This is a genomic window from Mesorhizobium captivum, from assembly GCF_033977165.1.
Classification (GTDB): Bacteria; Pseudomonadota; Alphaproteobacteria; order Rhizobiales; family Rhizobiaceae; genus Mesorhizobium; species Mesorhizobium captivum.
In genome coordinates, this window is record NZ_JAVIJB010000032.1 from 61809 (window position 1) to 76463 (window position 14655).

Below are 14655 nucleotides of genomic sequence, written 5' to 3' on the forward strand. Positions count from 1 at the left end.
CCTTTCTTCGTGGTGTCATTTCCAGCTGTTGAGGACATCAACCAGCCGGGTTAGCCCGGTTTGGAGTTGTTCGGGAGGAATTCCATAGGACAGGCGCAGACCGAGGGGGTCGCCGAAGGCGGTGCCCGATACAGCTGCGACGCCGGCGTCGGCAAGGAGCGAGGTCACAACGTCATCGGCGCTCGCCTGACCATTCTTGAATGCGGGTCGCAACTTGGAAAGATCAAGATAGAAATAAATGCCGCCCTGCGCCCGAGGCGCGGGGATCCGCCTCAATGAGTAGAGGATGCCGAGACCGATCTGCCTGGAACTTGCCAGCTGCAAGCCCAGCTTGCTCTCATGGCGGCCGTCTCCCCGCTCAAGGTGAGCCAGCACCGCATGTTGGGCGATCACATTGGGATTTGAGGTGGTATGGGACTGCAAGGCCCTGACGGCATCAACAACTTCCTTTGGAGCCGCCAGATAGCCGATCCGCCAGCCCGTCAGGGCCAGCGACTTGCTGAATCCGTTGACGATAATTGTTCGAGACCTGACTTCGGGCACAACCGAGACGATCGGGTGATGGACATGATGGCCGTAGACGAAGTTGGCATAGCATTCATCGAAAATGACCCACAGGTCGCGGTTGATCGCCAGATGGGCGATCGCCGTCAGCGTATCAAAATCGTAGACCGCACCCGACGGGTTGGCGGGCGTATTGACGACGATCGCACGGGTCTTTTCGGTCAAGGCCGCAGCGATGTCCTGGATCCGAGGGACGTAGGCGTTGGAACGCGTATCGACGAAAACCGGCTTGCCACCTGCAATTACGACCTGGGCCGAGAACGTCGTCCAGTAGGGACAAGGGATAATCACCTCATCGCCTGGATTCAGCAGCACCATGGTCGCATTGAAGAGCGCTTGCTTGGCGCCTGTCGTTGCCGCGATCTCGTCGGCTCTCCAGGTCTGGCCCGTATCGAAGGAGACCTTCCGCGCCAGCGCCTCGCGCAATTCCATCATGCCGAGCGTATCGGTGTAACGATTGACGCCGTTGTTGATAGCATTGATCGCGCCTTCGCGAATGGTCGGAGCGAGCTCGCTCCAGATCTCGCCAGCGGTCAGGTCGATCACCTCTTGGCGGCTGTGGGCTGCCTGTCTTGCGGCGGCCCGCGCCGCGGCGGTTCCAGATGAACCGAACGAGCTTGTGCGTCGAGCAAGCATCGGCGCCTCCTTGCCTTGATTTGGGAAGTCAGGCCCGTTTATCGGGTACTGCTCGCTATTTGCGGCAGATATTTTTGTTCGGCCGCGGAGAGCTCTTGATATTTCAGCAGATCAAAGAGGTCTTCGAGCGTCGCAACGTCGCGCTCGATCCCGGCGGTGCTCTCTTCGCGGATGATGCGGTCGCAAACCTGGCGCATGGCCGAGATCGCAGCACGCATATTATGGTTCGCCCAAATCACCGTTGAGATTTGTGCCGCTCTGTATTGCGCGACCGGCGCGCTGTAATATTTCGTCGGGACGATCACTACCGGAAGACGGTTCCTCCAGGCGCGGCTAAAGGCGAGAATTTCCGCTGCGTCTGGTTTGCGCGAATGGATCAAGATCGCGTCGGCACCGGCGTCAGCATAAGCATGTGCCCGCGTCAGCGCCTCATCTTGACCATGCCCCGCGATGAGTGCCTCGATCCGCGCGACCACAACAAATTCCGGATCCGGCACGTGGTCCCGAATAGCCTGCAGACGTCCGCAGAACTCACCGACCTCAGCGAGTGAGTGCCGGTCTGCGACAAACGAGTTCTTTTTTGGGAAGCTCTTATCCTCGACGCAGACACCGGCCGCCCCGCGTTGGTGCAGCTTGCGCGCGAACAGGCGCGCATTGTTGAAATTCCCGAATCCGCTGTCGCCGTCGACAAGAACAGGTATTTGCGTGGCCTCGACGATTCTGTGCACAGCATCGACGATCTCAGTCCACGACGCTTCGTTCGCATCGCGATAGCCCAGGCAGGACGAGATCGACAGTCCTGAGGCCCACAGGCCTCGAAAGCCGGCGGCCTCCGCGACCGACGCCGACAGGGCGTCGTGGGCTTCCATAAGGAAAGCGATTTCATTCGAACATACCAGAGTCCGCAACGCCGATGCGGTGGATGCTTGGCGAGTTCCATTGTTAGAGTTTGCGGTTATGGTCACATCTCCTATCATAGGTATGAATCCGGTTGCCGACCTGAGGTCAACAACGTAGCCGACCCAATATATTTTACAATCTTCCTCCAGATAACCAAAGCATCACAACACGTTACACGATAGAACCAACAATACAAGATAGTCTTGTGAAACTTTCATTACATCATTGTTTAACGATTTTGGAACTTCGAAACGACTATTAAACAATCGGCCACAATCGTTCCTGGCTGTTAACCCTCAACGAGTTGGCTCTTTTGCTGCCACGCCGGAAAACGTCTGAACGCGGCCATCGGCCGACCGCATCGCCGAGCAGGCTCGATTTCCCGAGCGTCCGGTGAGCGCCGTCTGCGCTGAGGCGCCGCTCAGTCCAAGGGGTTGAACGCCGCCATCTAGAGCGTCGCGCTGAAACGGATTCAGGCGACGCGCTTTTTTTGATGCAGGTCGTTGTCCTAGAACCGCTGCACACTTCTGGGCGACATGCATTAACGAGTCATGCCGACGGGGAATATGGATTGCTTGATCACCGGGGCGGCTTGATCAGTTCGCAAGGATCAACATTAAGAGCTTTTGCGAGCCGACCCAGGACACTTACGCTCGCGGAGACGCGGCCGCGCTCGATTGAGCCCACATAACGCATGCTGAGCTGCGCGAGAGCCGCCAATTCCTCCTGCGTCAGGTCCTGATGATGGCGCACACGACGCATGTTGATCGCCATCACCTCTTTGAGGTCCATGGCGATATACGGACCAGAACCGGAACTATCGTTCTAGGAACGATCGTTCCTATTCGTTATAGTGAGCCGCTCAAAACGCATCTGGGATCGTGGAAGACGCGCCCGGAAGCCGAACTCGCACAAAGCACTTGGACATCGAAATGCAAGACGAAGTTCCCTGGTCGGATAGCCTCACGGCCTACGACAAAGAGCATTTTACGACCTATATGCGGTTCCTGGACGCCGCCGCCGACAGTGCCAGTTACGAGGAAATGGCTCAGCTGATCCTCGGCATCGATCCTGAACGCGAACCGGAACGGGCCCGCAATGCGGCCCGCAGCCATCTCGATCGGGCGAACTGGATGGTGACGACAGGCTACAGGGAATTGTTCGCCGGCTGACTGGCGTTCCGACAAGAAAAAAGACGGCAGCCCGACACCGGGGGGCGGTGCCAGTGGCGAGATATGGACCGGAGCGCTTCGCCTCATCCTGCGGACGGGAGCATTTGTGCCAGCATACGGCGATGCGGGCTGAGGCAAGATCCGGCGCAGCTCCGTTTCCTTAAGCCAACGCGACCCCAGGGCCGACCAAAATGCCACCCAGGAACTCGGGAACGAAGGACCTCCAGCCGGAAATCCCTGCCGAATTGCGCGCCAGGGACAGCAACTTGCTCGGGCGAATGTCGCAGCGCAGCTGGCATCCCTCCGCCGCAATAGCCCGAAATCTACTGGCAGCTTTTTCATCGCCCAAGCATGTTCGCAATGCCGTGCCGGACGAACGGAAGATATTGACCCAAGCGAAGCCCCACATGTCTTGCAAATCGGGCCGCCCGGTGCTCGTTTGAGTAGATCCCGACCAGCAGATTGGTAGCGTGATACATAGGTGCCGCCTTCAAGCGCAGGCGGCTCTCGTATCTGCGCAACATGTCAGGGTCGGCAATGTCGTGACCATTGCGAATAGCCGTCAGTATTCCGTGGGCGAGTCGCTTTTGGCCGCCGAGGCCGATGTTGAAGCCATGGGCGGTCACCGGGTGCATGCCGACGGCAGCGTCGCCGACGAGTGCGGCGCTTGGAGCCCAGAAGCTGTGCGCCCAGGTCGTGACCAATGGATAGATATGGCGTTTGCTTGCGAGGGTCATTTTTCCGAGGCGCCCTCGGCACCGGTCCGTCAATTCGATCAGGAACAGATCGTCGTCTAAAGCAAGAAGTCTATTGGCCTCGTTTGCGCGCAATGTGACAAGCAATGACGACTCGTCTTCCATCAGCGGCAAGATCGCTATGGTCTGATGGTGATCAAACCATTCGACCGCGAGCTGATGGTGGGCGCGTTCGTGCCTGACCCGGCAAATCACCATCGAGCTGCCAAGCCGATTGATGTCGGCGGCGATGCCGAGCAGGTCGCGCGTTCGCGACAGACGCGAATCTGCTGCAACGAAAAGCCGAGCGGTCAACCGCCTGCCGTCGGAAAGCGTTACGACCGCCCCTTTGCGGCTGTTGGTTACGCCAACGACCGAGTGGCCGCATAGCAGCTGGACACGGTGGTGCGAGCGGATGATCTTGAACAGGGCATCGCGGATCCGACAATTTGGGACCAGAAATCCGAGTGGTTCTGCAGATCCTCTTGGAGGATCGAAACACAGAGCGAAAGGGCTCGATCCGTTGAGCACGCGCGCGCCTTGCACTGGTGACTTGTGACCAGCGGAGATGGCGTCCCAGGCGCCGAGCTCGCGAAGGATGCTGATCGAGGCGAAGGTCAGCGCGATCTCGCGACCATCGGAAGGTGGATTCGCCAGGCTTTCGAGGGCCTGCTGGTCAACCACCGCCACTTTGAGATTGCTCTTTGCAAGCGATGCGGCGAAGGAAAGTCCGACCGGCCCGGCTCCGGCGACGATGATGTCGAAACTGTCGTCGCAGCTGGCCATCAGCGCGCTGCCATCGCGTCGGCTATCTGGGTGAGGTGCTGGTTGCGTTGAGCCGCAATCCGTGGACCGGTTGCCCTGGCTGCCAGTGTGCGCCGCATTGCCTCAAGCCACTGGACACAAGAATGCGCATAAATCGGCAACGAAGGATGCAGCCAGCAACGCAGCCGATAGGACCGTGGGCCGAGCCAGGCAGATTGCCAATCAGCAAGGGGGATTCTCACCACGGCGGTTCGCTGAAGGTAACGACCACACTGTCCGTTAGACATGCACTCTCCCTTGAAGGATTGGTCGACGTAACCACGCCGGTCAGAAGATAACCTTGATCTGGATCAGCCAGAGGCGGCAAAGCCGACAGCGGCGGGTTTTATGCTCGACTGGTCAACGGCCCAAGAAAATGTCGGCCATGTGGTCACGTCAGCCTGGAATGACGGGCGCCGCTGCGGCGTACGCTCGGCAAACTTAATCTTGGCTGATCCGTTCTTCGCGCCCGTCGCATCGGCTCGGCAGAATTTCTAAACAAACATCGGACGCTCCTGTCTGCCATGCGAGGTAGTTTGTCACGTCAGCCGCCTGCACGGAGGAACGGGCGACAAGTCCTTCGAGCGGCAGGGCTAATTGAACGTCGCTGGCGAGCTCGCTGTGGGAGCCTTGGTAGTCTGGCCCCGACCAAGTCGACCCGGCTGACCACCGCCATCCGTACAATTGCCGGCACAGTGATCAGGTCAGCGTTCCAGCTTGTCGTCCCAGTCGATGAGGATGCGCTCAGCGGCCCCGTGGAGATCCTCGTATTGACCATTCCTCAACGCCCATAGAAAGCCGGATAGCCCAAGCGCGCCAAGGAACAGCGCTGCTGGCAATAGGTAGACGAGCGTGGTCATGAGGGCCGCACCCATGCGCCAATGCCCGCGCGCGTTGCCGAAGGAACCGTCGTGGTAGGTGCAAAGCCTTGCAGGCGCAGCGCGTTTCCAATGACAAGCAGCGACGAGGCGGACATGGCAATGGCGGCGATCAGCGGAGTGACGTGTCCAAAAATAGCGATCGGCACGGCAATCGCATTATAGACGATGGCGATGGCGATGTTCTGGCGGACCAACCGACCCGCCTTCCGCGAGACGTCCAAGGCAAGGGGTACCGCCCATAGGCTCTCGCGAAGGAAGACGAAATCCGCAGCGTTGCGGCTGATGTCGGCGGCACTGGCCGGAGCGATCGAGACATGCGCCGCGCCCAGCGCGGGCGTGTCGTTCAGGCCATCGCCGACCATCAAGACCCGGTGACCATCATTGGTCAGCTGCCTGATCCGCTGGACCTTTACCGAGGGCACGAGAGCGGGGGTAAAACGGTCGAGCTTTAGCGCGTCGGCGACCACGGCGCATGCGGCGACCGTATCGCCGGACAACATTTCCACCGTAAGTCCGGCATGTTTCAACTGCGCAATGACCGTGTCCGCATCCGCCCGCAAGGCGTCCTCGAATTCGAAGGATGCGACAAGCCTTCCGTTTCGGGTCAGCACCGTCACACCGGTTTTTCCGTCGGCACCGATCCGACCCTTGCTGCCGGCCCATCCCCGCCTGCCCAAGCGCCAGGTTCCGCCCGCGGCAGTCGCTTCGATGCCAAAACCCGGATGCTCGCTCACTTCATTGAACGTCGGCTGCCCGGCCGGGCTCGCGAGGCCGGCGAGCGCCTGCGAAAGCGGATGGCGGGAATGCGCGCCCATCGCGGCGGCGATGGCCAGCATGGCCGGATCGATAGACGAGCTGTTGACGAGCCGGGGTTTTCCCAGCGTCAGAGTGCCCGTCTTGTCGAAGACCACCGTGTCGATGGCCGCCAGGCGTTCCAGGGCCGACCCGTCCTTGACCATGATGCCGTTGTCGAACAGTCGTCGCGCGGCGACAACCTGGACGATGGGCACGGCAAGGCCGAGTGCGCAGGGGCAGGTTATGATCAGGACGGCGATGGCGATCGTCATCGCCCTGTGCCAGTCTCCACTGGCGGCCATCCAGCCAAGAAACGTCGCGAATGCCGTCAGGTGTACCACCGGCGCATAAAGCACGGCAACGCGGTCTGCGATCCGGCGATAGTGGGCGCGGCCGCCCTCGGCGGCCTCCAGCAGACGGACCGTTTCCGCCAGGAAGGAATCCTTGGCGGCTGCGATCGCCTCGACAGTCAGCGGGCCGGTCAGGTTGAGCATGCCGGCCTGGACCAGTTCTCCCGCGTCGACGTCTAGCGGCGTGCTCTCGCCCGAGACTAGCGAGCAATCAATGTCCGACGCGCCTTGAACGATCCTGCCGTCGACGGGTACCCGTTCGCCAGCGGCGATCAACACATGCATGCCCGGTTCGATCTCGCCGACCGGCAGATAGTCGCGTGCACCGTTATCGCGCAAGACCATGGCACCGCGGGCAGCCAGCCGGGACAGGCCCTTGACGGCGGTTCGGGCCCGTTCGCGCAGCAGGTGGTCGAGCGTCCGGCCGATCAGCAGAAAGAACAGCAGCGATACCGACGCGTCGAAATAGGCGTGCTCGCCATGAATGACTGTCTCGTAGAGGCTCATCGCATAGCCGAGCGAAACTCCGACAGCGATCGGGACGTCCATGTTCATGCGGCCATGTCGCAGCGCATTCCAGGCCGACCGGAAGAAGATGCCGCCGCCGAATGCAAGCGCGGGAATGGCGATCAGCGCCGAGACCCAGTGGAACAGATCGCGGGTTGGCCCTTCAGCGCCCGACCAGACAGAGACCGAGAGCAGCATGATATTGCCCGCCGCGAAGCCTGCGACCGCGACTGCCCGGACCAATCCCGAAAGCATCGCGTCCTTCTCGTCGCCGTCGGCTTCGAAGAGGTGCGCCGGATGACCCAGTCCTTCGAGCGTGGCTATGATCGGCGGCACCTCACCTTCGCGCCATTGCACCGACACCCGTTTCGTCGATAGGTTGACGCGCGCGCTCTCGACGCGGTCGAGTTTTGCGAGTGCTGCCTCGATCGCCTGGATGCAGGCTCCGCAGTGGACCGTCGGGACCGACAAGTCCGACTGAATGATGCCGTCGGCAAGACGGCGGCTTGCCAGCCTGATTTCCTGGTTTGAGGGCAAGTCCGGCGTCACCCTGCCTGGATCCGGAACCATCTCGGCGCCAGGTGCACAGCAACTCATTGCAACGCCCCATTGGAAACGATGACTCGGCGGACTTCCCGATAGGGCTTCGCAAGACCTGCGTCCGCGTGCACCTCAGCGATCCAGACGCCATTGCGGGGCGTATGCCGGGCCGCGTATTCCTGACCGGAGGCAAGGGCTAAAGTGATGGAGTAGTCCTCGGCTTCGTAGGCGGGATGACGAAAGAGCACCTTGACGCCATGCAATGCGACAGGCTTGCCAGCCGCATCCGCGAGCCTGTAGCGAACCTCGCCACCGGCAATGGTCAACTGGCTCTTCCAGCCAAGTGCCGCTTGAGCGCGGCCTTCATCCGCGTTCTTGTTGAATTGCTGGCTCGCCACATAGGCGTTTTCGACGATGAGCCCGGTCCAGCTTGTACTGGCAAGCGTCGCCATCAATGCATTAACGCTGACAACCACGCTGAAAAAGGCCGAGATGATGAGAAGCATGTGCCGGCCGGTGAATTCGCGAGGTTGCTCTGTTTTAGTGCTCACCTGGTCGTCTCCGGCGCGTTGAAGGTGGCGATGTATCGGTCCGACTCCAAACCGGCCTGGTCGTTTGCGACAAACGTGAAGGTCTGTGTCTGGCCCCGGAGCTGATTGGCGGGCTGGCGCACGAAGATTTTCAACGTTTTGAGGCGGTCGGGTTCGACGGGGATAGCGAAGGAACGGCCTGCGGGCAGGTCAGAGCCAACGAGGTTCATTTGCGCGCCCTCCAGTCCCTGCATCGTGACGACTATGGTTCGCGGCTCAGGGGTCATGTTTAGCAGCTTCACAGTGTAGCCGTTGCGAATGGATCCATCGGACAGCGTCACGAATTGCGGGTTGCGGTCGTGAAGTACGTTCACCTGGAGCCGGTTGCGGGTCATCAGTGAAAAGAGCAGCCCGATGCCGACCAGTGACCACAAGCCCATGTAGACAAAGGTGCGCGGACGAGAGATCTTGTGAACGTGGAAATGCGTCAGTTTGTCGGAGAAAGCGCCGCCGGCGGTCCGAACGAGAGTGGGATCGATCGGGCGGGTGCCGCCTGCCGTCGCTATGGCCATGTTGGTGTTGTAGTCGGAAAGCGTCGCGTAGGAGATCAGCCCGCGTTCGCGGCCGAGCTTATCCATGATGTTGTCGCAGGCGTCTATGCACAGCGCGCAGGTGATGCATTCGAGCTGCTGGCCGTCGCGAATGTCGACCCCCATCGGGCAGACGGCGACACAGGCCTTGCAGTCGACGCAGTCGCCGACCGCTTGGCCGGCGGCCAATGCCTTCTTGGCATGGCGTGACCGCGGCTCGCCGCGCCAGTCGTTGTAGGTCACCGTCAACGAATTTTCGTCGAGCATGGCGGCCTGGATGCGCGGCCACGGGCACATGTAGGTGCAGACCTGCTCGCGCATCAGCCCGCCGAACAGATAGGTGGTTCCGGTCAGAACGCCGATGGTGACATAAGCGACGGGCGCGGCGGTTCCGGTGGCGACTTCGCCGAGCAACCTAGGCGCGTCGGCGAAGTAAAAGATCCAGGCGCCGCCGGTGGCCACCGCAATGACCAGCCAGATCGCGTGCTTCGATGCTCGCAGGACCAGCTTGCGTGCGGTCCATGGTGCGGCGTCCAGTTTCATGCGGGCATTGCGGTCGCCTTCGACGGCGCGCTCGACGACTAGGAACAGGTCGACCCAGACCGTCTGCGGGCAGGTATAGCCGCACCAGGCCCGCCCGATCGTCGATGTAATGAGGAACAGGCCGACGCCGGCCATGACCAACAGGCCGGCGACGTAGTAGAATTCCTGCGGCCAGATCTCGATGAAGAAGAAGTAGAAACGACGGTTCGCCAGATCGATGAGAACGGCCTGGTCGGGGGCGAAGGCGCCACGATCCCAGCGCAGCCAGGGCGTGAGATAATAGATGCCGAGCGTGATCGCCATGACCAGCCATTTGAACTGGCGGAAACGGCCGGAGGCGCGCTTGGGGAAGACCTTCTTGCGCGCGGCATAGAGCGGCTGGCGTGTCGTGGCGGAGTTGACCGCTTCGGCTTCGAGCCATTTTATCTGCTTGTTATCAAGCACGAGAAGCTCCGGTGACCAGCGACGATGTTCCCGGCCGACACTCGGCCACGGGTTCTGGCCGATGGTCGGGCAACCCTTGCCGCATGGCGGGCAGCGTCGCGTTGAGGAAGTTCAATCGCGGACTGCCGCAATTCGGTCGAGGCCCGGCTCGCGCCGGGCCTCGTCGCTTGGCGGGGGGAGGGCCGAGAATAGGCCGCCGCCTACTCTCCGCCGCCAAGCGAATGGACATAGACTGCAAGTTCCTTGACCTTGATCTCGCCGAGGCGCTCGATCCACGCTGGCATCACGCCTTGTTTCGGGGTGCGCACCTGGGCGGCTATCGCCGTCTCGCCTGGTCCATAGAGCCAGATCGCATCGGTCAGATCGGGTGCGCCGAATTCCCTGTTGCCCTTTGCGTTCTCACCATGGCAGACAGCGCAGTTTTCCGCGAAGACCTTGGCGCCGGGCTCAATCAGGCTCTTGTCCTTGATGGTCCCCGAGAGCCTGGCAACGAAAGCGCTGACCTGGGCGATCTGTTCGGGCTTGAGCACATCGACGAAGGCAGGCATCTCCGACTGGCGGGTGTCACCATCCGCGGTGAAACGAATGCCGTGCGTGATCGTTTGCTGGATCTCTCCCGTCTTGCCTCCCCACAGCCAATCGTCATCGTTAAGGTTCGGAAATCCTTTCGAACCTTGCGCGCCGGATCCGTGGCATTGCACGCAGTTGACCTTGAATGCCGCGCCGCCGGCCGAGACGGCAAACTCGCGCAGCGCGTCGTCGCCGGCGATTTCGGAGACGCTCTTGGACTGGATCGCCGCGACATATTTGGCCTTGGCGGCTTCGGCCGCAGCCATCTTGTTGTTGACGTCATTGCGGCTTGAATAGCCGAGCGCACCTTTTGTTGCAAAGGTCAGCATCGGCCAAGCCGGATAAGCGATGGTGTAGCCGATCGCCCAGGCGATGGTGACGTAGAAGGTGACCACCCACCACCGCGGCAGGGGGTTGTTGAGTTCCCTGATGCCGTCCCACTCATGACCGGTGGTTGAGATGCCCGACATATCATCGATATACTGCGTGCTCATGATCAGTCGTCTTTGAAGGGGATGTGTGCGGCTTCATGAGCCTGACTGCGACCGCCCGGTCTGAGCGCGAAGGCAACGCATCCAGCAAAGAAGAGCACCATGGCAAGCAGGCCACAGCTGTCGGCAAACTCGCGCATCAGGTTGTATTCCATCGGTTTGTTCTCCTCAGCGGTAGCCGGCGGCTTCGTCGTAGTTCTTGAAGTCGACGAGCGTGCCGAGCATCTGCAGATAGGCGACCAGGGCGTCCATCTCGGTGACCTGTTGCGGATTGCCGTCGAAGTCGCCGACCTTGGCTTTCGGATAGCGGCTTTCCAGTCCGGACGTGTCGGCGTTGGGATCGGCCTGCGCCATCAGATCGGCGTTGGCTTGCACGACCAGGTCGTGGGTGTAGGGGACACCGACGCGCCGGTTGGCGACGAGGTGCATGGAGAAGTCCTTCACCTCGATCGGTGTATCCTTCAGGAAGCCATAGCTCGGCATGATGGATTCCGGCACGACGGAACGCGGATCGGTGAGGTGCTGAACGTGCCAGCTGTTGGAGTAGCGGTCGCCGACGCGTGCCAGGTCCGGCCCGGTGCGCTTGGATCCCCACTGGAACGGATGGTCGTACATCGACTCGGCCGCCAGGCTGTAATGGCCGTAGCGCTCCACTTCGTCACGGAACGGCCTGATCATCTGGCTGTGGCAGAGGTAGCATCCCTCGCGCACATAGATGTTGCGGCCGGCGAGCTCGAGCGGGGTGTAGGGGCGCATGCCCTCCACCTTCTCGATCGTGTTCTCGAGATAGAAAAGCGGCGCGATCTCGACGATGCCGCCGACGGTCACGACCAGCAGGGACCCGACGAGAAGTAGCGTGGCGTTCTTCTCGATCAGCGCGTGCTTGTCCATCAAGCCCATTTTCTGGCTCCTGATCGCGCAGGCTGGAGGGCGGCGACAGAGCCCGGCATCGGATCCTCTTCTCGTTGGTGGCCAAAGATGGTCATTGTGATGTTCCAAGCCATGATCAGTGCACCGGAGAGGTACATGGCGCCGCCGGCGGCGCGCATGACGTAGTAGGGATGCATGGCGGCGACCGTTTCGGCGAAGGAATAGACGAGGAAGCCCTGCTCGTCGTACTCGCGCCACATCAGGCCCTGCATGATGCCGGAAACCCACATCACGGCCGCGTAGACGACGATGCCAAGGGTCGCCAGCCAGAAGTGCCAGGTGACGAGGCGCGTAGAATAGAGCCGCTCGCGGTTCCAGAGCTTGGGCACCATGTAGTAGATCGCGCCGAACGAGATCATGCCGACCCAGCCAAGCGCGCCCGAATGGACGTGGCCGATGGTCCAGTCCGTGTAGTGCGAGAGCGAGTTGACGGTCTTGATCGACATAATCGGCCCTTCAAAGGTCGACATGCCGTAGAAGGCGACGGCCGCGACCATCATGCGGATGATGGGATCGGTGCGCAGCTTGTCCCAGGCACCGGAGAGCGTCATCAGGCCGTTGATCATGCCGCCCCAGGACGGCATCCAAAGCATGATCGAGAACACCATGCCCAACGTCTGCGCCCAGTCTGGCAGGGCGGTGTAGTGGAGGTGATGCGGCCCGGCCCAGATATAGAGGAAGATCAGCGCCCAGAAGTGGATGATGGATAGACGGTATGAATAGACCGGGCGGTTCGCCTGCTTCGGCACGAAGTAATACATCATGCCGAGGAAGCCGGCCGTCAGGAAGAAGCCGACGGCATTGTGCCCGTACCACCACTGCGTCAGCGCATCCTGAACGCCCGAGAAGGCGGAGTAGCTCTTGGACCCCAGGAAAGAAGCCGGCATCGACAGGTTGTTGACCACGTGCAGCATCGCAATGGTGATGATGAAGGAGAGGTAGAACCAGTTGGCGACGTAGATATGCGGTTCCTTCCGCTTCAGGATGGTGCCAAGGAAAAGGACCAGATACGCGACCCACACGATTGTCAGCCAGATGTCGACGTACCATTCAGGCTCGGCGTATTCGCGGCCTTCGGTGATGCCCAGCAGATAGCCGGTCGCGGCCATGACGATGAAGAGCTGGTAACCCCAGAACACGAACCAGGCGAGATTGCCGCCGAACAGCCTGGCGCGGGACGTGCGCTGCACGACATACATAGATGTGCACAGAAGCGCATTGCCGCCGAAGGCGAAGATGACGCCGGAGGTATGAAGCGGCCTCAGCCGGCCGAAATTGAACCAAGGCTCGATGTTGAGGTGAGGGAATGCAAGCTGAAGAGCGATGACGACGCCGACCAGCATGCCGATGACACCCCAGAACACCGTTGCGATGGCCCCGTAGCGGATCGGTCCATCCATGTAGGCGGAAGGGTCGATCGGCGCCGCGGGCTTGAACTCGGTGTTGCGCATCAGCATCGCGTTGAAGCCAGCCACGGCGAAGAACAAAACCCACATGTGCTGGCGAAATGGTTCATCCACCCCGAAGCCGGCGGCTACGAGGGCGCCAAAAGCAAAAAGGCCTAGAAGGACGATCTCTGTGCCAAATTTCATCGCAAGTCCCGATCTGGAAATTCCGGCGGACGCCAATCCGCGTCGCATCAATTACGCAGTCGCGGCCTGTTTGCCCTGATCCATGTCAGAGCCGCACGATTTTACCTCTGGCAGCATCGAGTTCGGTGCGATGACAAGGTGGCGATTGAAGGAGGAGCGCGGCACGACGAAGCCCGCTTACTGCAACAAGGCCCCCTCCCCGGGCCGCTGCGGCGTGGTGGCAATCGCGGGCAATCTGATGACGCCAGTGGGGCTGCGAAGTATGGCCGATGGCTTGCCGACGTCGACAGGATTGGCGAAGCGCGACCGCCCCGAAGCCGGGCCAATGGCAAAACCAAGACACGCGGCAACATTGCTGGCCAAACCAAACATTTGGCAATCTGTGCCAAGGCCTTTGTCCCCGACGCTGCGAGCCGCTCGGATCGGACGGGACCGCTGGTCGCCTCTGGCGACGCCGGCGATCGGCTCGCTATCTACTTCAACCGCGGTACGCTGATGTCGAGGTGGTCAGAAGGTTATTTCATGACCACGTCACGCCTTCGGCGGAACGCCGCGGACGGAAAACCTTGCTCAACTTTCTTGGAGTTGCCCCTGGCTGGTCATCCATCGCTACGCTTTTGGCCCCTCCTTCTCAATAAAGCGATCGTATTCATGATCCGACGAGGTTGCAGCCAGGCGCGGGATGAAATCGCGCCCCCATGCCGCAATCCGGGCCGTCATCTGTGGCACCGTACTGCCCCGATGGCCAAAGAGGATATTCGCCTCCCCCGGCGACAACGTCGTCATTCGACGTGAATTCATCGGATCGTGACTATGCCAGTACGACATGTTTGCGCGGGCGATCGTCGGGCGACTTGCAAGCCAGGTGTAGGCCTGGCTATACGAGAGGTCTTCGCGCAACTTCAAAGGGAGACATACTGTCGTCGGCAGTTTGGGTTCGAATAGAAAGCGTGGGTCAACCCCGCACAGCGGTTTTCTCCCCGCGGCTCGATCCCGCTGAAACCGCGGCTGACTCCATGAGGTGTTTAAGTTGGAAAAACCGGAGAGAGAAATTTGACAACCGGTAGCAAAATCCCGGTCCG

The 14655-nt window shown here is 60.9% G+C and carries 14 protein-coding genes; 1 reads left to right on the plus strand and 13 read right to left on the minus strand.

All coding sequences use genetic code 11. The annotated features are described in order from the left end of the window. Positions 1-15 precede the first annotated feature (15 nt). From RFM40_RS24160 to RFM40_RS24170, 3 genes are all read right to left on the minus strand, one after another. Positions 16-1200 (minus strand): aminotransferase class I/II-fold pyridoxal phosphate-dependent enzyme, encoded by a 1185-nt coding sequence (locus RFM40_RS24160; protein WP_320278372.1) that lies wholly within the window; start codon positions 1198-1200, stop codon positions 16-18. A 38-nt stretch (positions 1201-1238) separates the two neighbouring features. Continuing rightward, entirely contained in the window at positions 1239-2177 is a 939-nt protein-coding gene (gene aepX, locus RFM40_RS24165; RefSeq protein ID WP_320278373.1) for a phosphoenolpyruvate mutase, read from the minus strand. Positions 2178-2679: 502 nt separating this feature from the next. Continuing rightward, positions 2680-2892, minus strand: coding sequence for a helix-turn-helix domain-containing protein (locus RFM40_RS24170; protein WP_040972957.1), 213 nt, complete (start codon positions 2890-2892; stop codon positions 2680-2682). A gap of 140 nt (positions 2893-3032) precedes the next feature. On the opposite strand from RFM40_RS24170, the gene RFM40_RS24175 reads away from it, so the two are divergent. Then, positions 3033-3272, plus strand: coding sequence for a DNA -binding domain-containing protein (locus RFM40_RS24175; protein ID WP_040972983.1), 240 nt, complete (start codon positions 3033-3035; stop codon positions 3270-3272). Positions 3273-3610: 338 nt separating this feature from the next. Here RFM40_RS24175 and ubiM read toward each other — a convergent pair whose 3' ends face one another. From ubiM to RFM40_RS24225, 10 genes are all read right to left on the minus strand, one after another. After that, a complete protein-coding gene (gene ubiM / locus RFM40_RS24180) occupies positions 3611-4792 on the minus strand; it encodes a 5-demethoxyubiquinol-8 5-hydroxylase UbiM (protein ID WP_320278374.1) in 1182 nt (393 codons plus the stop codon). A gap of 722 nt (positions 4793-5514) precedes the next feature. After that, positions 5515-5670 carry a cbb3-type cytochrome oxidase assembly protein CcoS gene (ccoS, locus tag RFM40_RS24185; RefSeq protein ID WP_320278375.1) on the minus strand — a complete coding sequence of 52 codons (156 nt, stop codon included), beginning with the start codon at positions 5668-5670 and terminating at the stop codon, positions 5515-5517. Continuing rightward, positions 5667-7940: a cation-translocating P-type ATPase gene (locus tag RFM40_RS24190; protein ID WP_320278376.1), complete on the minus strand. Its 2274-nt coding sequence runs from the start codon at positions 7938-7940 to the stop codon at positions 5667-5669. Before RFM40_RS24190 ends, ccoS begins: the two co-directional genes overlap by 4 nt. Beyond that, positions 7937-8434, minus strand: a complete 498-nt coding sequence (locus tag RFM40_RS24195) for a FixH family protein (protein ID WP_320278377.1) — start codon at positions 8432-8434, stop codon at positions 7937-7939. Before RFM40_RS24195 ends, RFM40_RS24190 begins: the two co-directional genes overlap by 4 nt. Then, positions 8431-9990 carry a cytochrome c oxidase accessory protein CcoG gene (gene ccoG, locus RFM40_RS24200; protein WP_320253012.1) on the minus strand — a complete coding sequence of 520 codons (1560 nt, stop codon included), beginning with the start codon at positions 9988-9990 and terminating at the stop codon, positions 8431-8433. The genes RFM40_RS24195 and ccoG overlap by 4 nt, the downstream gene beginning before the upstream one ends. 200 nt (positions 9991-10190) lie before the next feature. Continuing rightward, complete coding sequence (ccoP, locus tag RFM40_RS24205) at positions 10191-11054, minus strand: cytochrome-c oxidase, cbb3-type subunit III (protein ID WP_320253013.1); 864 nt, start codon at positions 11052-11054, stop codon at positions 10191-10193. A 2-nt stretch (positions 11055-11056) separates the two neighbouring features. Then, positions 11057-11206 (minus strand): cbb3-type cytochrome oxidase subunit 3, encoded by a 150-nt coding sequence (locus RFM40_RS24210; protein WP_320253014.1) that lies wholly within the window; start codon positions 11204-11206, stop codon positions 11057-11059. A 13-nt stretch (positions 11207-11219) separates the two neighbouring features. Then, positions 11220-11951: a cytochrome-c oxidase, cbb3-type subunit II gene (ccoO, locus tag RFM40_RS24215; protein ID WP_320253015.1), complete on the minus strand. Its 732-nt coding sequence runs from the start codon at positions 11949-11951 to the stop codon at positions 11220-11222. Then, a complete protein-coding gene (ccoN, locus tag RFM40_RS24220) occupies positions 11942-13573 on the minus strand; it encodes a cytochrome-c oxidase, cbb3-type subunit I (RefSeq protein ID WP_320253016.1) in 1632 nt (543 codons plus the stop codon). Before ccoN ends, ccoO begins: the two co-directional genes overlap by 10 nt. A gap of 609 nt (positions 13574-14182) precedes the next feature. Then, on the minus strand, positions 14183-14655 hold a 473-nt coding region (locus RFM40_RS24225), incomplete at its 5' end, for a hypothetical protein (protein ID WP_320278378.1).

What these genes read in the sequence shown, in the direction of transcription:
- RFM40_RS24160 (WP_320278372.1), bottom strand. Translation starts at nt 1,200, where the DNA reads ATGCTTGCTCGACGCACAAGCTCGTTCGGTTCATCTGGAACCGCCGCG.
- aepX (WP_320278373.1), bottom strand. Translation starts at nt 2,177, where the DNA reads ATGATAGGAGATGTGACCATAACCGCAAACTCTAACAATGGAACTCGC.
- RFM40_RS24170 (WP_040972957.1), bottom strand. Translation starts at nt 2,892, where the DNA reads ATGGACCTCAAAGAGGTGATGGCGATCAACATGCGTCGTGTGCGCCAT.
- RFM40_RS24175 (WP_040972983.1), top strand. Translation starts at nt 3,033, where the DNA reads ATGCAAGACGAAGTTCCCTGGTCGGATAGCCTCACGGCCTACGACAAA.
- ubiM (WP_320278374.1), bottom strand. Translation starts at nt 4,792, where the DNA reads ATGGCCAGCTGCGACGACAGTTTCGACATCATCGTCGCCGGAGCCGGG.
- ccoS (WP_320278375.1), bottom strand. Translation starts at nt 5,670, where the DNA reads ATGACCACGCTCGTCTACCTATTGCCAGCAGCGCTGTTCCTTGGCGCG.
- RFM40_RS24190 (WP_320278376.1), bottom strand. Translation starts at nt 7,940, where the DNA reads ATGAGTTGCTGTGCACCTGGCGCCGAGATGGTTCCGGATCCAGGCAGG.
- ccoP (WP_320253013.1), bottom strand. Translation starts at nt 11,054, where the DNA reads ATGAGCACGCAGTATATCGATGATATGTCGGGCATCTCAACCACCGGT.
- RFM40_RS24210 (WP_320253014.1), bottom strand. Translation starts at nt 11,206, where the DNA reads ATGGAATACAACCTGATGCGCGAGTTTGCCGACAGCTGTGGCCTGCTT.
- ccoO (WP_320253015.1), bottom strand. Translation starts at nt 11,951, where the DNA reads ATGGGCTTGATGGACAAGCACGCGCTGATCGAGAAGAACGCCACGCTA.
- ccoN (WP_320253016.1), bottom strand. Translation starts at nt 13,573, where the DNA reads ATGAAATTTGGCACAGAGATCGTCCTTCTAGGCCTTTTTGCTTTTGGC.